Annotated in this window: 17 protein-coding genes; 8 read left to right on the forward strand and 9 right to left on the reverse strand. The window is 62.9% G+C overall.

What is annotated here, in order from left to right; all coding sequences use genetic code 11:
- Positions 1-25 precede the first annotated feature (25 nt).
- Positions 26-484, forward strand: a complete 459-nt coding sequence (locus tag A9762_RS00295; protein WP_069340056.1) for a (2Fe-2S)-binding protein — start codon at positions 26-28, stop codon at positions 482-484.
- Positions 485-501: 17 nt separating this feature from the next.
- Positions 502-2,724 carry a xanthine dehydrogenase family protein molybdopterin-binding subunit gene (locus A9762_RS00300; protein ID WP_069340057.1) on the forward strand — a complete coding sequence of 741 codons (2,223 nt, stop codon included), beginning with the start codon at positions 502-504 and terminating at the stop codon, positions 2,722-2,724.
- A gap of 197 nt (positions 2,725-2,921) precedes the next feature.
- Here the strand turns inward: A9762_RS00300 and A9762_RS00305 are convergent, their stop codons facing one another.
- Positions 2,922-3,539, reverse strand: coding sequence for a YqaA family protein (locus tag A9762_RS00305; RefSeq protein WP_069340420.1), 618 nt, complete (start codon positions 3,537-3,539; stop codon positions 2,922-2,924).
- A gap of 144 nt (positions 3,540-3,683) precedes the next feature.
- Between A9762_RS00305 and A9762_RS00310 the strand changes: the two genes are divergently transcribed.
- From A9762_RS00310 to queF, 4 genes are all read left to right on the forward strand, one after another.
- Positions 3,684-4,304 (forward strand): NTP transferase domain-containing protein, encoded by a 621-nt coding sequence (locus A9762_RS00310; RefSeq protein WP_069340058.1) that lies wholly within the window; start codon positions 3,684-3,686, stop codon positions 4,302-4,304.
- A 121-nt stretch (positions 4,305-4,425) separates the two neighbouring features.
- Complete coding sequence (gene ilvA / locus A9762_RS00315; RefSeq protein ID WP_069340059.1) at positions 4,426-5,955, forward strand: threonine ammonia-lyase, biosynthetic; 1,530 nt, start codon at positions 4,426-4,428, stop codon at positions 5,953-5,955.
- A gap of 61 nt (positions 5,956-6,016) precedes the next feature.
- Positions 6,017-6,967, forward strand: coding sequence for a 5'-nucleotidase (locus A9762_RS00320; protein WP_069340060.1), 951 nt, complete (start codon positions 6,017-6,019; stop codon positions 6,965-6,967).
- Positions 6,954-7,781 carry an NADPH-dependent 7-cyano-7-deazaguanine reductase QueF gene (gene queF / locus A9762_RS00325; protein ID WP_069340061.1) on the forward strand — a complete coding sequence of 276 codons (828 nt, stop codon included), beginning with the start codon at positions 6,954-6,956 and terminating at the stop codon, positions 7,779-7,781. Before A9762_RS00320 ends, queF begins: the two co-directional genes overlap by 14 nt.
- Before the next feature lie 128 nt (positions 7,782-7,909).
- Here the strand turns inward: queF and A9762_RS00330 are convergent, their stop codons facing one another.
- From A9762_RS00330 to A9762_RS00350, 5 genes are all read right to left on the reverse strand, one after another.
- The gene (locus A9762_RS00330) at positions 7,910-8,440 is read right to left on the reverse strand and encodes a hypothetical protein (protein ID WP_139133007.1); all 531 of its coding nucleotides are present in this window, start codon (positions 8,438-8,440) and stop codon (positions 7,910-7,912) included.
- Positions 8,441-8,451: 11 nt separating this feature from the next.
- On the reverse strand, positions 8,452-8,895 hold the full coding sequence (locus A9762_RS00335; RefSeq protein WP_069340063.1) for a hypothetical protein: 444 nt from the start codon (positions 8,893-8,895) through the stop codon (positions 8,452-8,454).
- A 198-nt stretch (positions 8,896-9,093) separates the two neighbouring features.
- Positions 9,094-9,480 (reverse strand): RidA family protein, encoded by a 387-nt coding sequence (locus A9762_RS00340; RefSeq protein WP_039402338.1) that lies wholly within the window; start codon positions 9,478-9,480, stop codon positions 9,094-9,096.
- 45 nt (positions 9,481-9,525) lie between these two features.
- On the reverse strand, positions 9,526-11,025 hold the full coding sequence (locus A9762_RS00345; RefSeq protein ID WP_069340064.1) for an amidohydrolase family protein: 1,500 nt from the start codon (positions 11,023-11,025) through the stop codon (positions 9,526-9,528).
- A 1-nt stretch (position 11,026) separates the two neighbouring features.
- Positions 11,027-11,908: a MurR/RpiR family transcriptional regulator gene (locus tag A9762_RS00350; protein WP_069340065.1), complete on the reverse strand. Its 882-nt coding sequence runs from the start codon at positions 11,906-11,908 to the stop codon at positions 11,027-11,029.
- A gap of 173 nt (positions 11,909-12,081) precedes the next feature.
- On the opposite strand from A9762_RS00350, the gene A9762_RS00355 reads away from it, so the two are divergent.
- A complete protein-coding gene (locus tag A9762_RS00355) occupies positions 12,082-13,353 on the forward strand; it encodes an amino acid deaminase (RefSeq protein ID WP_069340066.1) in 1,272 nt (423 codons plus the stop codon).
- 150 nt (positions 13,354-13,503) lie between these two features.
- Here A9762_RS00355 and A9762_RS00360 read toward each other — a convergent pair whose 3' ends face one another.
- Positions 13,504-14,061 (reverse strand): MarR family winged helix-turn-helix transcriptional regulator, encoded by a 558-nt coding sequence (locus A9762_RS00360; RefSeq protein WP_069340067.1) that lies wholly within the window; start codon positions 14,059-14,061, stop codon positions 13,504-13,506.
- Positions 14,062-14,081: 20 nt separating this feature from the next.
- Complete coding sequence (locus tag A9762_RS00365; RefSeq protein ID WP_069340068.1) at positions 14,082-15,689, reverse strand: MDR family MFS transporter; 1,608 nt, start codon at positions 15,687-15,689, stop codon at positions 14,082-14,084.
- A 429-nt stretch (positions 15,690-16,118) separates the two neighbouring features.
- On the opposite strand from A9762_RS00365, the gene A9762_RS00370 reads away from it, so the two are divergent.
- Positions 16,119-18,002: an ATP-dependent endonuclease gene (locus tag A9762_RS00370; protein ID WP_069340069.1), complete on the forward strand. Its 1,884-nt coding sequence runs from the start codon at positions 16,119-16,121 to the stop codon at positions 18,000-18,002.
- Between the two features lie 346 nt (positions 18,003-18,348).
- On the opposite strand, the gene A9762_RS00375 is transcribed toward A9762_RS00370, so the two are convergent.
- A complete protein-coding gene (locus A9762_RS00375) occupies positions 18,349-19,098 on the reverse strand; it encodes an SDR family oxidoreductase (RefSeq protein WP_069340421.1) in 750 nt (249 codons plus the stop codon).
- Positions 19,099-19,274 lie beyond the last annotated feature (176 nt).

Below are 19,274 nucleotides of genomic sequence, written 5' to 3' on the forward strand. Positions count from 1 at the left end.
CATCCACCCATCAAGAGGTGCATCTATGGCTTCGTTCCAACTGAACGGCAAACCGGTGAAGGTCGACGTCGACCCCGCCACTCCCCTGCTCTGGACCCTGCGCGACGCGCTCAACATGACCGGCACCAAGTTCGGCTGCGGCATGGCGTTGTGTGGGGCCTGCACCGTCCACATGGACGGCGCGCCCATCCGAAGCTGCATCACGCCGGTCTCCGCCGTCGAAGGCAAGAAGATCACCACCATCGAAAACGTCGGCGCCGACCCGGTCGGCCGTGCCGTGCAGGACGCCTGGGTCAAACACGACGTGCCCCAGTGCGGCTACTGCCAGAGCGGCCAGATCATGTCCGCCACCGCGTTGCTGCGTGAGAACAAGACGCCCAACGACGAGCAGATCGACGCCGCCATGGCCGGCAACATCTGCCGTTGCGGCACCTACGCCCGCATTCGCGCGGCCATCAAAGACGCCGCGTCGTCGCTGGCCTGAGACGAGGAGACACCGACATGCGTCAACTTCGTTTCTCCCAATACCCCGGCGTTGCCGTGGGCGACTTCGCGGGCGTGAGCCGTCGCGGCTTCCTGAAGACGTCGGCCATTGCGGCAGGCGGCCTGATGCTCGAAATGTCGTTGCCGGGCCTCATGCGCACGGCCAACGCGCAGGGCGCGCCCGCAGCGCCCGTCGTGCCGTCGGCGTTCGTACACATTGCACCGGACGACACCGTCACCATTCAGGTCAACCGTCTCGACTTCGGTCAGGGCGTGCAGACCGCGCTGCCGATGCTCGTCGCTGAAGAACTCGACTGCGACTGGGGCAAAGTGCGCGGCGAGCTGGCCCCTGCGGGTGACGCTTACAAGGATCCGATCTTCGGTATCCAGATGACGGGCGGCTCAGGCACCATCGCGCACTCGTGGATGCAGTACCGGCGCATCGGGGCGTCCGCACGCGCCATGCTGATCGCGGCAGCCGCGCAGCAATGGAAGGTGCCGGCCGATCAGTTGCGCACCGAAAACGGTGTGGTGCTCGGCCCGAACGGCAAACGCGCCACCTACGGCAGCCTGGCCGCCAAGGCACAGGCACTGCCCGTGCCGGCCAACGTCGCACTCAAGGACCCGGCGACGTTCCGCCTGCTCGGCAAGCCGACGCGCCGACTCGACGCCAAGGCCAAGTCGACCGGCACGCCGATGTACGGCATGGACTTCAAGCTGCCGAACCTCAAGGTGGCGGTCGTAGCGCGTCCGCCGGTGTTCGGCGCCAAGGTGAAAAGCTTCGACGCCAAGGCTGCGAAAGCCATCAAGGGCGTGCGCGACGTGCTCGAAATTCCGGATGACCGTGGCGGCACCGCCGTCGCCGTCATCGCTGACGGCTACTGGCAAGCCAAGACCGGCCGCGACGCGCTCAAGGCCGAGTGGGACACCAGCGGCGTCGAACATGTCGACACGACCCAGCAGTTGGCCAAGTTCAAGGAAATGGCCAAGACGCCGGGCATCGTCGCCATCGACACCGACGTCTCCAAGCTCAAGGGTGCGCCCAAGACCCTCGTCGCCGAATACAGCTTCCCGTATCTCGCCCATGCGCCAATGGAGCCGCTGAACTGCACCGTGCAGCTCTCCGACAAGGGTGCGGAAGTGTGGACCGGCACCCAGTTCCAGACCGTCGATCAGGCGGCCATGGCCCGCACGCTGGGTCTGAAGCCCGAGCAGGTCAAGCTGCACACGCTGATGGCGGGCGGCGGCTTCGGCCGTCGTGCCGTGCCGACGTCCGACTACGGCGTGGAAGCCGCGCAGGTCGCGAAAGCGTGGCGTGGCGCGGGGCATCGCGAGCCGGTCAAGGTCATCTGGAGCCGTGAAGACGACATCCATGGCGGCTACTACCGTCCGATGTACGTTCACCGTGCCGAGATCGGTCTCGACGCCAAGGGCAACGTGCTGGCGTGGAATCACACCATCGTCGGCCAGTCGATCCTGCAAGGCACCCCGTTCGAGCCGATGATGGTCAAGAACGGCGTCGATGCCACCAGCGTCGAAGGCGTGTCCGGCACACCGTACGCCGTACCGTTGCGTCTCACGCTGCACAGCCCGAAGGTCAACGTACCGGTGTTGTGGTGGCGTTCCGTGGGCAATACGCACACGGCGTTCGTCATGGAAACACTCATCGACGAACTGGCAAAGAATGCCGGTCAGGACCCGGTCGCGTACCGATACTCGCTGCTTGGCGACAAGCATCCGCGTCACCGCGCGGCGTTGGCGCTGGCGGTCGAGCGTTCGGGCTACGGCAAGACCAAGTTGCAGGAAGGACAGGCGTGGGGCGTGGCGGTGCACGAGTCGTTCGACTCCGTGGTGGCGTACGTCGTCGTGGCGGAGATGCGCAACAATGCGCCGCGACTGGTCAGTGCCGTGGCGGGGGTGCATTGCAACTTCGCGGTCAATCCGTTGACGGTGGCGGCGCAGGTCGAGGGTGCGGCGCTGATGGGGCTGGGCACGACGTTGCCGGGTGCGGCGATCACCATGAAGGATGGTGAAGTCGAGCAGAGCAACTTCCATCAGTACACGGTGGCGCGTCTGACCGACATGCCGGAGATCAGTGTCCACGTGGTGAGTTCGGGCGACGCCCCGACGGGCATGGGTGAACCGGGCTTGCCGCCGCTGGCGCCGGCGTATGCGAATGCGGTGGCGGTGTTGACGGGCAAGCGTCTGCGCGCGTTGCCGTTCGACGTCACGGGCGCGTAAAGCAGAAGCCACCTAATCGTGAAAAAGAAGGTGGGACCTGAGAAAGCAAAGTGGTAAGCCGGACCGGGGCCCCCTTCTGAACCGAGTTGGGTTTATGTCTGAGGGGCGGAAGGGGGCCTCGGTCCGGCCTCCGGACTCAAGCAGAACCGAAGCAGAGGCGGAACGAAGAAAAAGAAAGAGCAGCCCAGCCGAAGCGCTCATCCCACGAGCAGGTGTTTGAACGGCGCGAAGATGCCCTGCCAGAACGACTCGGGCACGCGCAGCATCAGATAAGTGATGGTGATGTAGCGCAGCGTCTTGCCGATAGCGATGTAGACGAGGCATGAGCGCCATGACAGGCGCAGCCATCCGGCGAGGGTACAGAGCGGATCCCCGACCACGGGCAGCCACGAGAGCAGCAGCAGGGGTGGGCCGAAGCGGCGCATCCAGCGGCGATAGCGTTCGTTCATCGGCGCGCGACCTTCCGCGTCGGCCTTCGCGCCGGGCATCGTCATCTCCGCCGTCATCGTGCCACCCGCACCAAGTGAGGCAGCAGCACGCGCATGCGCGCGTCGGCGCGCCTTGAGCCGCACGTAGGCGCGTCGCGCTGCGAACCCCATCCACCAATCCAGCATGCCGCCGAGCGTGTTGCCGACGCTCGCCACCGCGATGGCCGGCCAGAACATGTGCGGATTGAGCGCCACGTAGCCGAACAGCGCAGGCTCCGAGCCCATCGGCAGCAGCGTGGCCGAGAGAAACGACACGAGAAAAATCGCGGGTAGCCCCACGCCGGGCAGCGTCAAAACGCCCAGCAGCCAGGTGATGAACGACTCCATGCAACTCCGGTAGAAAAACGAAAACCCATCGAAAGCCATCGCGAACGCGCCCATCCCAACCGGCCAGACGGTCGGTCAATGTCGCCGCGAAGGCGTGCACACGCGTTTGGCAGAAACGAAAAGTCTGGCGCATAATGCATGCCCATGACCCGACCTTCGACGCCGCCCGTGGCCATTCTACTGGCAGGCGGACTCGGTACCCGCTTCGATGCGGCGGGGCGCCGGAACAAGCTGCTCGCGCCGCTGCCCGGAGATCCCCTGAACCGACCCGTTGCCCTCGCCAGCGCCCATGCGCTGCTGGCGGCATTGCCGCGCGTGATCGCGGTGGTGCGCCCGGATTCGGCCGAGCTGGAGAACGTGCTCTTGCAGGCGGGTTGCGAAGTTGTCATGAGCCACGCCACCAAGCGTGGCATGGGCGCGACACTGGCCGCCGGCATTCAGGCCGCGACCGACGAAGCGCCGCCCCCCGGGCTCGAACATCTCGATGGCTGGCTCGTCGCGCTGGCCGACATGCCGTTCATTCATCCGAATACCTTGCGTGCCGTGTCGAACGGGCTCACGTCGCCCGACGCCATCGTCGCACCGAGTTATCAGGGACAGCGCGGCCATCCGGTCGCCTTCGGTTCCGCCTATACCACACGTCTGGCCGCCCTCGATGGCGATGTCGGCGCGCGCGACCTGCTGATTAGCGAGCACATTACGATCGTCGATGTCGACGACGCCGGAATCGTGCGCGACATCGACACCCCCGACGACCTAAGCTAGGGCGCGCACTCTCCTTTCCCGTTTTTCCCCGAAAGACTTAGCGCGACCGCCCCGGCGGACGTGCTGGTCTATCATTGTCCTTTTGTTCCTTGATGTGCCTAACCTGAAGAAGCCTTAAATCATGTCCGACGCAGCTCCCGACTACCTGAAGAAGATCCTGACCGCCAAAGTCTACGACGTCGCCCACGAGAGCGAACTCGAGCAGGCCCGCACGCTCTCGATGCGCCTGCACAATCGAATTTATCTCAAGCGCGAAGACAACCAGACGGTGTTCTCCTTCAAGATTCGGGGCGCGTACAACAAGATGGCGAACCTGACCGACGCCGAGCGTGAGCGCGGCGTGCTCACGGCCTCCGCCGGCAACCACGCACAGGGTGTCGCGTACTCGGCCGCGCGTCTGGGCTGCAAGGCCGTCATCGTCATGCCGGTGACCACCCCGCAGGTCAAGATCGACGCCGTGCGCACCCATGGCGGACGCGCCGTCGAAGTCGTGCTCGCGGGCGACTCGTACAGCGACGCCTTCGCCCACGCCATGACGCTGCAAGCCGAGCGCGGCCTGACCTTCGTGCCGCCGTTCGACGATCCCGACGTCATCGCGGGTCAGGGCACCATCGGCATGGAAATCCTGCGCCAGCATCAAGGTCCGCTGCACGCCATCTTCGTGCCGATCGGCGGCGGTGGACTCGCCGCCGGCGTGGCTGCGTACGTCAAGTCCGTGCGCCCCGAGATCAAGGTCATCGGCGTGCAATCCGTCGATTCCGACGCGATGGCGCAGTCCATCCACGCCGGTGAGCGCATTCTGTTGAACGACGTCGGCCTCTTTGCCGACGGCACCGCCGTCAAATACGTCGGCGAAGAAACCTTCCGTCTGTGCAGCGAGTATCTCGACGAAGTCGTGCGCGTGGACACCGACCAGCTTTGCGCCGCCATCAAGGATGTGTTCCAGGACACCCGCAGCGTGCTGGAACCCTCGGGCGCGCTGTCCGTGGCCGGCGCCAAGCTCTATGCCGAGCGCGAGAAGCTCAAGGGCGAGACGCTCGTCGCGATCACGTCCGGCGCGAACATGAACTTCGACCGCCTGCGCTTCGTTGCCGAGCGCGCCGAAGTCGGTGAAGCGCGCGAAGCGGTCTTCGCCGTCACCATTCCGGAAGCGCGCGGCAGCTTCAAGCGCTTCACCGAAGTGGTGGGCAGCCGCAATGTGACGGAGTTCAACTACCGAATTAGCGAAGCATCGAGCGCCCACATCTTCGTGGGCATCCAGATGCACAACCGCGACGAAGGCGAGCGCATCCGCTCGGGCTTCGAGCGTCACGGCTTCCCCACGCTCGATCTGTCCAACGACGAACTGTCCAAGCAGCACATCCGCTACATGGTCGGGGGACGCTCGGCACTGGCCAGCAACGAAGTGCTGTTCCGCTTCGAGTTTCCGGAGCGTCCGGGCGCGCTGATGAAATTCCTCTCGGCCATGAGCCCGAACTGGAACATCAGCCTGTTCCACTACCGGAATCAGGGTGCGGACTACAGCAACATCCTCGTGGGCATGCAGGTGCCGGACGACGACAAGGCCGAGTTCCGCGACTTCCTCGCAACGCTCGGCTATCCTTACTGGGACGAAAGCGACAACCCCGTGTACAAGCTGTTCCTCGGGTAAGTCGCCGATTACAGACTTCACTGCCTAGTCACTCACTACCCGACAGGACATCACCGCCACCATGCCGATCACGCTCGAGAACAAACTCGTTGTCGCGATATCCTCGCGCGCGCTGTTCGACTTCGAAGAAGAGAACCGCGTGTACGAGGCCGGCGTGGCGAGCGGCGACGACCAGTCGTACATGCAGTATCAGCTCGACCGCATCGACAAGCCGGCCCCAGCCGGCGTCGCCTTCCCGCTCGTGCAGAAGCTGCTCGCCTTCAATCGCGGCAGCGACACCAGCGGCGGTGGCGCAAGCGACGGTCATCGCGTGGAAGTCGTGGTGCTCTCGCGCAACGATCCCGTGAGCGGCATGCGGGTGTTCCGCTCGGCGCGGCAGTTCGATCTCAAGATCGAACGCGGGGTCTTCACGCGCGGGCGCGACCCCTTCGGCTACCTCAACGCGCTGGGGGCGCACCTGTTCCTCTCGGCCAACGAGCGCGACGTGCGCAGCGCCCTCGCCGCGGGTTTCCCGGCGGCACGTGTGTATCCCGACTCCGCGAAAAAGGCCGAGCTGCATCCGGACGAAATCCGCATCGCCTTCGATGGCGACGCCGTGCTCTTCTCCGACGAAGCCGAGCGGGTCTTCCAGCGCAACGGCCTCGACGCCTTCCAGCAACACGAAACCGAGCGCGCCGCCACACCGCTGCCGCCCGGACCGTTCAAGCCGCTGCTGCTGGCCTTGCACCGTCTGCAAACCCTGGCGGGCCACGAAGTGCCGGTGAAAATCCGTACGGCACTCGTCACGGCACGCTCGGCACCCGCACACGAGCGCGCCATCCGCACGTTGATGGACTGGAAAATCGACATCGACGAGGCGATGTTTTTGGGCGGGCTGGACAAAGGCGCATTCCTGCGCGAGTTCGAGCCCGATTTCTTCTTCGACGATCAGACACGCCACTGCGAATCGGCCGCCCGGGTCAGCCCGACCGGTCATGTCATCAGTGGCATCGCCAATCATGACCACGCCTGAACAATCCACACTCGGCAAAGAAGTTGCGTACACCGAGCACTACGACCCGTCGCAACTCTTCCCGATCGCCCGCGCCCCGGCGCGCGCGCAGATCGGCGTGCCGGAAACGCTGCCGTTCTTCGGCGCCGATATCTGGAACGGTTACGAACTCTCCTGGCTCAACGACAAGGGCAAGCCGCAGATCGCACTGCTCAAGGCCGTGGTGCCGGCCGACTCGCCGTTCATCATCGAGTCGAAGTCGTTCAAGTTGTATCTGGGGTCGTTTGCGCAGACAAAGCTCGCCAATCTCGACGCGGCGCGCGCGCTGATTCAACAGGATCTGTCTGAGGCGGCCGGTGCGCCCGTGCAGGTCCGGCTCACGGACCCGAGCGGCTTCGGCAAGCTACAGCTCGACGAACTCGACGGCCTGCTCGTGGACCGTCTCGACATCGACACCGACGTCTACGTACCCGACGCCTCACTGCTCACCGCCGCCTTCGACGAACAGCACGTGGAAGAGACGCTCGTCTCCAATCTGCTCAAGTCGAATTGCCCGGTGACCGGCCAGCCCGACTGGGGCAGCCTGCAAATTCGTTACGTCGGCCCGCCGATCGATCAGGCAGGGCTGCTCAAGTATGTGATTTCGTACCGACGTCACACCGGCTTTCACGAGCAGTGCGTGGAAGGGATCTTCATGGACATCCTGAACCGGTGCAAGCCGAGCCAGCTCGCGGTCTACGCGCGCTACACGCGACGCGGCGGCCTCGACATCAATCCGTTCCGCACCAACTTCACGCTGCCGATGCCGGACAACGCGCGCACGGCACGTCAGTAAGACGCCAGCAAAAAATGGCGACGGGTTGCCCAAGCCCGTCGCTAATCCGCGCTATCCAGGCGCGGCCTCCTGCAAGTTCTGACCTTGTGCGCACCCGGCCACGCTGCGCGAGTCGATCTGCCGCAGCGTCAGCTCAGGTAGTCGAGATAGCCGAGACGGGCCATCATCCGCAGCGCTGCATTTCTCACGCCCGCATATTTCGGCAGCCCGTCACAACGGTGCAGCGCTTCCTTCATCGCCCGGCGCGCCGCGTCGAACTGCCGCAACTCGACGAGACATTCCCCCACGCGATACATCGCTCCCGGCGCATCCTCGTCCATGAGCGCCGCCGCCATGAACAGCGGCAACGCCACCTTCGGCTCGCCGTAACGCTGCACCGACAGCGCGAGCGCCACCGCGTAATCCGCCGTCAACGGACACGCCGACAGCAGCGGCGCGAAGCACTCGATGGCATGCGCGAAATCGCCCCGTTCGAACGCCCCGTAGCCGCAGCGATACGCGGCGTCGCATTGGCTCGCGTCCCACGCGCCGGGGCGTGGCATATCCATCGCGTCGTGCAGCGAGCGGGCATCGCCCAGCAAACCCAACGCGACATCGATCTCCCGTGCGACGGATGTCGATGACGGTGCCTCGGGCGGCGGTATTTCGAACGCACGCACGCCGAACGCCCTCACGAGCGCGCCCCTGGGCGCGACGATTCGAATTGCACACGCGTGCTGAATGCCCCCCACGCCTGCCCGGCCTGCCGGCGCTCCTTCACGCAAAGACACACCTGACTGAGACCGAACGTCACGACCAGCGACGACAGGACCGCCAGCCCGCCGCACAGCCCGAACTCGACCCAGCGATCCGCGTCGGCACCGTCAGGCGCTTCGACTTCGGCGGCCGCCTGAACCGAGAGGTACGCACTGCTCGCCAGTCCCGCCACCCCCAATACCGTGACGGCCAACCCGGTGAGCCCCGAGGCATACCCCGCCCGGGACAAACGGCTCATGGTCTGCGAACGCAAACGAACATCGTCCGGCGTGGGCGGGAAGTCGATCGTAATGCGGGCGTCGTCTGCCGATTCAATCGCAGCGCGGTGTATCCGTGCGCTCGATCCGACGTCATCCATGGGTGCTGTTCTCACCATCCGCCTCCTGTCAGGTTAGGAAGCTGAAGACTGCGGGTGACAAAATTACGCCGCCATCGAAGGCGGACCGTAACCTTTGCGAAACGGGAACCTAAGTGCCCGTCAATGCAAAATCTCGCGACAAAAAAAAAGCCGACGTTCGACGTCGGCTTCTTCCCGCAGCACAACAGACACCGCAGCTTACGCAGTCGGCTTCTTATAGGCGACGCAGTCCACTTCGACCTTGCAGTCGATGACCATGCTCGACACGACGCAGGCGCGTGCGGGCGGATGATCGCCGAAGTATTCCTTGAAGACCTTGTTGAACGACGCGAAATCGCGCGGATCGTCGAGCCACACGCCAATACGCATGACATGCTCGGTGCCGTAACCGGCTTCCGTCAGAATCGCGATCATGTTCTGGATGGCCTGATGCGACTGGGCAACGATGCCCCCATCGATCACTTCGCCGTCTTTCATCGGGGTCTGGCCCGACACGAACAGGAAACCGTCGGCCTCGGTTGCGCGTGCGAACGGCATACGCTGGCCACCCGTGCCCTGCCCGCCTTCCACGCCATATCGTTTGATGCTCATCATCACTCCTTTCAACGAATCGTTTTCAATAACACCAGTTCAGAGCACCGGCTGCGGTGTGCCGCGACGCACGAAGCGTCCGGCGCGCGCATTCTGCGTCGGCGCACGGTCCTGCCACGACAACACGCCGTTCACCCACACGGCCGAAATGCCATACGCGGGCTGCATCGGATCGGTGAATGTCGCCGCATCTGCCACGGTGGCCGGATCGAACAGGACCAGATCGGCCCAATAACCTTCGCGCACGAAACCGCGCTCGGTGAGCCCGAAGCGCTCGGCCGACAGCCCCGTCATCTTGTGGACGGCCTCGGCCAGCGGGAACAGCGCCTGTTCACGGCTGTAGCGCCCCAGCACGCGGGGGAACGCGCCCCACAGACGCGGATGCGGCAGCGGATCGTTCGGCAGCCCGTCGGAGCCGACAACCGTCGCCGGGTGACGCAAGATGCGCTGCACGTCGGCTTCCTCCATGCAGTGATACACGGCACCCGCCGGTTGCAGACGTTTCGCCGCTTCCATCAAATCCACGCCCCACTCGGCGGCAATCGTCGCGAGCAGCTTGCCGCCCTGATCGGGATGCGATTGCGACCACGTCACGAGAATGTCGAAGTCGTCGGTCACCTGTTTGAGATCGAGCGTCGACGAGCTTGCCGTGTACGGATAGCAGTCACAGCCCACCGGCTGGAAGCGTTGGGCCTTGTCGAGCGCTTCGAGAATTTCGGTGCTGCGCCCCCAGTTCTCGACGCCCGCACACTTCAGATGCGAGACGACCACCGGCACGCGCGCATGACGGCCGATGCGGAACGCTTCATCGAGCGCCTCCAGAATCTCGGCGAACTCGGTGCGCAAGTGCGTTGCGTAGAGACCGCCAGCCTCGGCCAGCGGCTCGGCGAGCGCGAGGACTTCCTCGGTCGGCGCGGCGTTCGCATTGGCGTAGGCCAGCCCCGTCGATAGCCCCAATGCGCCGTTGGCAAGCGCCTCACGAAGCTGCTCGCGCATGCCGTCGATCTCGGCTTCGGTCGCCGCACGGTCGAGGCGGTCCATGTGGTTGTTGCGCAGCGCGGTGTGGCCGATCAGCGCGGCGACGTTGATCGCCGGTTGCGCCTTCTCGAGCGCATCGACATACGCCTTGAACGTCGGATACTGGAATGCACCGGCTTCGCCAAGCAGGTTCATCGGATCCGGCGGATCGCCCTTTAGCGTGACCGGCGACGCGCTGATGCCGCAATTGCCGACGACGACCGTCGTCACGCCTTGCGAGAGCTTCGGCGTCATTTCCGGGGCCCGCACGACGTTCGTGTCGTCGTGCGTGTGAACGTCGATGAAGCCTGGGCTGAGCACGTTGCCATCGCCGTCAATACGTTGTGCGGCTTGCCAACCCGACAAGTCTCCGGCTTGAGCGATGGTGTGAATCCGGCCGTCGCGCAGCGCGACGTCAAAGCGAGCGTCCGTCATGGGTGCGCCCGAACCGTCGGCCAGACGCACGTTGGTGATGAGGGTATCGACCGTGCGATCGGCGAGATTTGCGAGGCGGTCAGTCATGTCAGTCTCCCAGAGGCTGACGATCGCCGCCGCCCCGATGCGTGTCGAGCACATATTTGATCCGTCGCAACAGCGCCTGGCTCTGCGGCTTGGCGAGCAACGCCAGTTCCGTAGCCAGCACGTCCATGGCGAGCAGCATCGCGTAACGCGACGACGACGGTTTGAAAATGAAATCCGTTTCCAGCGCGCGGATCGGCAGCACTTCGTCGGCCAGCGCCGCCAGCGGCGAGCCCGTCGCCGTGATCGCCACCACTTGCGCGCCGTATTCCCGTGCGATCTCGCACGCCGACACCAGCTCGGGCGTGTGACCGCTCACCGAGAACGCCAGCACGACGTCTTCGCGCGCCAGCGTGCCGGCGACCATACGGGCCAGCACCGCATCCTGATAGCTCGCGACCGGACGGCCGAGCCGCACCAGCCGGTAACGCGCTTCGTCTGCCATGAGCGACGACCCGCCGCCCATCCCGAACGCGTAGATCATGCGAGCGGACAGCAGGCGTTGCGCCGCGCGACGCACCGCCTCCGGCTTGATGAGGCCGCGATGGACTTGCAGCGTCGTCTGGATATCGTCAGCGATACGGTCGATGGTCTCGCCTGCGCCTTCCTGCCCGTTGGCGGCATTCGCCCCGAGAAAGCGCTGCCCAACGACTGCCGCCTGCGCGAGTCGCAACTTGAGATCGCGCACATCGCGGCAGCCCATCGCCTTGGCGAAGCGTGTCACGCTGGCTTCGCTCACGCCGGCGCGCTCGGCCAGCACGTTGATCGACGCTGCCGCCGCGCCCGCCACGTCCTCCAGCACCACCTGGGCGACTTTGCGTTCCGCCTGACTGAGGACGTCGCTGCGTTCGGCAACGCGCGTCACGATATCGAAAGTTTCGGCCATATCTCGGGTCCGTATGACGTCTCGGGGCGTCGCGAGGCGTCGCCAGAGCCAGTTCTGAAAGTTTTGAGACGATTTTTGGTACTTTATAACAAATCTGTCAAACGCTGGTAATTAAACGTTATTATAGGGACCATCCGGCGATCGTCGGCGCACCAAACCGTGGAGGATTCTCAATGAGTGATACAAACTATCAGCATGGCATGATCGATACCCTCAACAAGGGTCTGGGTGCGCTGGACGCCCCGCGCGCGCCCTCGGCGACGACCGATCTGGGCTGGAACCTGCTGAACGAAGACCTCAGCCTGCCGACGGCCGTGCTCTACGAAGATAAGATCCGTCACAACCTGGCGTGGATGCAGCGTTTCGTTCACGAGTACGGCGTGAAGCTCGCCCCGCACGGCAAGACGACGATGGCGCCGAAGCTGTTCCGTCGCCAGCTCGACGGTGGCGCGTGGGGCATCACGCTCGCCACGGCGCAGCAGACTTTTGCGGCGTATCACCATGGCGTGCGACGTGTGCTCATGGCGAACCAGCTCGTGGGCAAGCGCAACATGACGATGATTGCCGACTTGCTCAAGGACGCCGATTTCGAATTCTTCTGTCTGGTGGATTCGGCCGCAGCGGTCGAGCATCTGGGTAACTTCTTCCGCGCTCGCGGCCAGACGATTCAGGTGCTCATCGAGTTGGGCGTGACGGGCGGACGCACCGGCGTGCGCGATGCCGCCCAACAGCAAGCGGTGCTCGATGCACTCACGCGGTATCACGACGCCGTGAAGCTGGCGGGCGTGGAAGTCTATGAAGGCGTGCTCAGCACCGAAGCGGACATCCGTGCGTTCCTGCAACGCGCGGTGAGCATCACGCGCGAGTTGATCGCAGCGGGTCGCGTCGAGCGTTCGCCGGCGGTGCTCTCGGGTGCCGGTTCGGCCTGGTATGACGTGGTGGCCGACGAATTCGCGCACAAGGATGTGGGCGCGCCGCTGGACGTCGTGCTGCGTCCGGGCTGCTATCTCACGCATGATGTGGGCATCTACAAGGCGGCACAGGCACAGATCGCCACGCGCAATCCGATCGCAAAGCAGATGCGTTCGCAACTGCAACCGGCGCTGCAACTCTGGGCCTACGTCCAGTCGATTCCGGAACCGGAGCGCGCGATCATCGCGCTTGGCAAGCGCGATGCGGCTTTCGACGCGGGCATGCCGGAACCGGCGCAGCAGTTCCGTCCGGGTGAAAGCAAAGCGCCGCGCGCGACGCCCGAGCATTGGGAAATCACGGGCATGATGGATCAGCACGCGTACCTGCGCATTGCGCCGGGCGACGACATTCGCGTTGGCGACATGATCGCGTTCGACATCTCGCATCCGTGCCTGACGTTCGACAAGTGGCGTCACCTGCCGGTCGTCGATGGCGATTACAACGTGGTGGAAGTCGTGCAGACGTTCTTCTGATCGCGGCCCGGGAGGCGCTGGCAACGATGCTGGCGCCGACGGTGGTAGCACACGGCGAGTGAGCGCACGATGCGGATTGTCGTGCGCGTCACTCGAATGAAAAAAGCCGCTTCGATGGTTGAAGCGGCTTTTTGTATTGCGTGATGCGTCTTAAGTCTGCCCCCGCGACGCGCGTTTGCGCGCGGGGGGAGAGTCGGACGTCTCCCCATCGGGCGACGCTCGCCGCTTGCCATCGCCACTCGCTTTCGTAGCGACGTCGGCGGAAGTCCCCGCCTTTGCCCGCGACACCATCGCCTTGAACTGGGATTCGAGGTGCGTGAGCGCGCTTTCCAGCGTCGCGATTTCCTCGGGCGTCATGCCTTCAAGCGCGTTATCGAAGAAGGCTTGACGATGCGGCGTCGCTTCGTCATGCACGGCCATGCCCGCGTCCGTCAGCGTGACGTTCGTCAGGCGGTTGTCGTCGGGATCCGTCGCGCGAGAGAGCCAGCCCAGCGCCTCCATCGATTGAAGCTGACGCGTGAGCGACGCCGGATCGAGCCGGCAATGCTCGGCGAGAAACTTCTGCGAGCTGGTGCCTCGCTCGGCCAGCGTGAGAATGATGCGCCAGCGCGGCAGCGGGTGCCCGACCTGCGCGTCGAACGCGAGCATCATCGAGCGATACGTCTGGCTCAGTTGCTGAATGACGTTACGTTTTTGAGGTGTCGGCATCGCCTTACTCCGTGACTCCATTACTCGCCGACTGGCGGCTGCGGCTTGGGCGCTGTCTTCGCGCCACGCGTGAGACGAATCAGCGGCACGCGTCTGACGAACCACAGCCCGGCCAGCGCCGCCGCGAGCGACACCATCTGACCATTGTGAATCGCTGCCACGAGCGACGAGCGCGCCGACTCGATGAAGAGCGCGCCGTTCTGGCCCATGTGGGCCAGCGTCATGAGGAAATCGTTCTGCGCCTGCGCATTGACGAGGATCTGCGGATCGGAGAGTTGCGACGTCCAGCGCGTGCCGTCGTTCGCGGTGAGGGCGTCGGTCACACGTCCGGTGTAGCTGTGATTGACCAGCGTCCCGACGATGGCCGTCCCGAGCATCCCGCCGATCATGCGCAGCGATTGCATGAGTGCAGTCGCAATGCCGAGGTGAGCACGGCCCGCGACTTCCTGCGCGAAGACAGTGAGGTTCGGCATGACGAAACCGAGTCCCAACCCGGCGAGGAACATATACGAGGCGATCAGCAGATGAGGCGTGCCGCGATGCGTGGTGATGATGCCCGCGCAAGCCAGCGCGAGCAGCAGGAAGCCACCGTAAAGCATCACGTTCGGATTCGGCAGACGCGTAATCAGGCGTCCGTTCACGATGCTGCCGACGGTAATACACACGACTAGCGGTGTGATCAGCAATCCGGTTTCGCGTGGCGAGAGCCCGAAACCGCCTTGCAGCAGGAGCGGCGCGTAGAACAGCAGCCCGAACATCGAGAAGCCTGCGAAGACGGACAACACGAAGAGTGGCGCGAGGCTTTTGTCGCGGAACATCTCGAACGGCAGGATCGGATGCGACACACGACGCTCCCACCAGTAGAGCGCGGCCGACGAGATGACGAGCACGACGAGGAGCGTCACGACGCCGCGCGAGAGTCCATCGGCGGGCAGCCATTCGACGAGCATCTGCAAGCTGCCCAGCGCGGCGGTGATCAGCCCGGCGCCAAGCCAGTCGATGCTTGCTTTGCTGTGTTCCTCGGCGCGCATGTGCGGCAGGTGACGTCCGACGAACCAGACGCCGAGCAGGCCGACGGGCAAGTTGACGTAAAACACCGAGCGCCAGCCGTAGGCTTCCGTCAGGAAACCCCCGAGCGACGGCCCGATGGCATTGGCGATCCCGAAGGCAGAGCTGAGCATGACTTGCCAGCGCAGGCGCACGTGCGGATCGGGAAACAGTTCGGGCACACAGGCGAACGCGGTGCCGACCAGCATACCGCCGCCGATCCCTTGCAGGGCGCGTGCGATGACGAGGAACGGCATGCTGTTCGCTGCGCCGCAGAGCACGGAAGCGGCGGTGAAGACGATGATGGCCGCCATGACGAAGCGCTTGCGGCCGTAAAAATCGCCGAGCCGCCCGAAGATCGGGACGGTGATGACAGAGGTGAGGAGATACGACGTCGCGACCCAGGCGTAATACTCGAACCCTTTGAGTTCCGCGACGATCGTCGGTAGCGCGGTGCCGACGACCGTCTGGTCGAGCGCCACCATCATCGTGCAGAAACAAAGGCCGAGCATCGCCACGAGCGACTGCCGGAACGGCAACACCTGCCCCGCCGAATGGGGGGTACTAGGACTAGGAGCCATTTTTTGGACGGATCAATGTTTGATCAGTCAAGAATTTTAGCACGTTCTTTGCGTGGGGTTGTCGGGTGGGTGTTGATGGGGATAAAGACGGAAACGGCGTAGCGGAGTCGGGGGGGCTTGTAAGCCACGCTGCGGGGTGTGGATCGTGTTGAGATCAAAGTGCGACGACCGCTTTCGGCCAGAAGCGGACATTTGGATCGCGAACATGAACGTCCGTTTCCGCGGGGGGGGCGGGCGGCACCCGGCATGAACATCAAAACGGCCAAGCTGAAGGTCTCCACACTTTTGTGGCGGATATTCTTGCACGTTGAAATCATCGAGCAACCTAGGGCTCGTGAAACGTGAGCAGAAATGGACTGGCCATCACTGCCTCTTTTCTCTGGCAAACTTACGTCCGCTATACACCGCTCGTCTTCGAGTCAATTGGCCATGATGATTGAAAAGAATATTGAGTTCGCGCTTCCCACTCCTTGGGCCGGGCAACAGTTCAAGGCCGACAAACTTGCAGCAGTCAACTTTCTTGTTGGTCCGAATGGGAGCGGCAAGTCCCAGTTTGCCCGAACACTTTACGCAACGCTGCCAGCGGCACGCCTACTTGGCACCGACCGCTTGAGCGGGATGGAACAGACGAACTACTTCCGAAACGTCTTCGGGGACAACTTTGCTCAAGGGCTAGCCAAGAACTACTTCGATCATTATAGAAGCGCGGGTGCAAGCGGATCTGGCGTAGATACCATCGTTCTGCTGGAGGAGCGTATGGACCTTCGCATTCAGGTGGAGGCGACCCTAAGTAGCTTGTTTAACAGAGCTATCTCACTGGAATGGGATTCTGGACATCTGGTACCACGCGCGACGCATGGACAGACCGGTCTCTCGTATCGGCTCGACCGCGAAGAATGTCATGGGATCAAGGAACTGCTCGTCCTTCTCACTCATCTGTATAACGACAAGTATTCGTATCTCATCATTGATGAGCCGGAGTTAAACCTACACCCGCAGTATCAGGCGTTCTTCATGCAGGAAGTGCGAAGAGTCGCGGGAAACCCTGATGCTGAGCCAGGAAAGAAGGTGGTATGCCTGATTACACATTCACCGTTTATTTTGGATTTTCGGTCAATTGAGGACGTAAAGGCCGTCATTTCGTTTGACGAAAAACATTCCATACCCAGACAGATTCTCGATCTCGACGAAGGCGCTACTCAACGGCTATCCTCACTTGTCCCGCGGCTGAACGTCCATCACAAGCAGTTCTTTTTTTCCGACAACCCTGTATTCGTTGAAGGGATCCTCGACGCGCAGTTCATCGGAACGCTGCAGAACGCCAGAGGCGTATCGGTGGCGGCAGCAGGAAGCTGCATCATTGATGCAGGAGGGTGTGAGGAAGTGAATCGTTACCTTGAACTATGTATCAAGTTCGGTAAAGAGGCACATTTCCTATACGACCTTGACAGTCTATTCAGCGGGAATTTACGAGCCTGCCTTAGGGAAGATGGAACTGTTGCAAATTTCCTTTCAGAAGCGGGGCTAGGCAACGATTTCTCAAAATACTGCGGAGAATTGGATAGGCGGCTGACGACGCTCATCGACGAGGTTCTGAGGATTAGGCCTGCGGCACCGCCGCTAAGTGTCCTTGTTGAGTATTTCGACAGTCTGGGTGCGCGTCCGGCTTGGAACGCGAAGCATCTTGGTCGTGCCCGGGTCGCACTACTCACTGCCATTAGCCGCGACCGAGAAGGGATGGTCGCATTGCTGACACAAGCTTCCATTAGTGATGTGGAAGGGCGGCTGTCGCGCATTGTTAGCGCCCTTGACCAGAAAAACGTTCATCTACTCGCCGGTGGAACCTTAGAGCGATACCTTCCGAGCTACACAGCCAACCCCTACAAGTTGGACGATGAAACAAAACGAGCCGCAGTTACTGAGGAAATGACCCACCTTGCGAGAGGGGCGACACACACACAGCTTCGAGAGAGGTACGGCCAGCTTTATGAGGCGGTCTCTAAGTTGCCTTCTAAGTCGGCCGTCGATGTCGAGCCCGTTCTCAGAACCTATCCGAGCCGGTACATACATGACCTGCAATCGGCCATTGTTGGGCACGTCAAGTGGGATATCGATCAGCTTCGGTCGCATATGGCCAACGTACAACGCGCGACAACCGGCGTATTTGCCTTGGACCAATTCGTGCGCGAAGACAATGGTGACTTCCATGCCGTTGTGGGGATTTCCGATATGCTTGGGCAAGGGCCAAGACGCGTGCACGTTGACCGCAAAACAAATGCCGGCGTAGGTGAGTTTCGAATCGAAGCAGGTTAGCGGACCCTGCCGCCAAGTTCCGTCAGTGGAAACGTCGATAATACGATCCGTCGTCGCAGTAGCGGACGCCCATAGGCTATCTGGAACCGGCCGCTTCGGGTCGTAAACAGCCGCTTTACCACCACTGTCAGTGCTTGCCGTCCTCACGTCGTATTTGCAGTTGGCCCCGGAGCCCTGATAGCTCACCAGCTCCAAAGCCGGTCACTATGCCGACGCACAACGCCTCGCATCCCGCATCATTTCGCAGCGGTGGGCTAATGCGCCCCCACCGCATCTACAATTCAACGCACCGTCAAACGATTCAAGCGCGACGTAAGTAACCTCATCGCTCGGACGCTCTGCCCCGTCACTTCACCGCAGCATTCCCTCCATCCGCAAAGAGCGCCGATCCGGTGACGAAGCTGGACATGGAACTGGCTAAAAAGAGCGCGGCAGATGCGATTTCTTCGGGTTGGGCAATGCGCTTCATGGCATGCAATCCAGCCGCCCAATCTTTCTGGCTCTGGTCGCCCGCCATTCCCGTATCTGCTCCCCCCGGCAGCAGTGCGTTGGCCCTGATGCCTTGGGCACCGTAATCGGCGGTGATGCCTTTCACCAATCCCATCAACCCGGCCTTCGAGGCGCCATAGGCAGCCATCCCCGGCAAGCCCACGCTGGTGCCAACGAAGCTGGAAGTGAATACGATCGAGCCGCCGCTACGTTCAAGCATTGCGGGGATCTGACTGCGAGCCCCCAGGTAGGCCGCCGTGAGGTTGACCGTCAGGGTTTGCTGCCAGTCTTCCGGCGAGATGTCGGCCAGCGGTTTAATCGCGCCGACCGTTCCCGCGTTATTGATGGCAATGTCGAGACCGCCGAACTCGTGCATCGCCGCTGCCACACACTGTTCGTGGGTGTCGGCCTGACCAACGTCGCCAGCGACCACACAAGCCCGCCCGCCTGTGCTGCCAATCTCGTCGGCGACCTTATCCAGTCGCGCCTGATCTCGCGCCGTCAGAACAACTGCGGCGCCTTGCGCAGCGAACATCAGCGCTATTGCCCGCCCGATACCAGCAGATGCACCGGTAACGATAGCTACCTTTCCGTCCAGTAGAGACATTATTAAAACCTTCATCCGTCGTTGAAGGCTGCATTCTGCTTATCCCCACTCCACTTCGCACTCCGTTTCTTGCGCTCGAATTCGGGTGCGGTTCAGTAAGCTAGCGTTCTACTGAAAAATCCTAAGCAGTCCGACGAGGTCTCGATCCCACGGCGGGACTCCCCAATCCAGCCAAC

It is taken from the genome of Pandoraea sp. ISTKB, from assembly GCF_001721285.1.
Lineage (GTDB): Bacteria > Pseudomonadota > Gammaproteobacteria > Burkholderiales > Burkholderiaceae > Pandoraea > Pandoraea capi.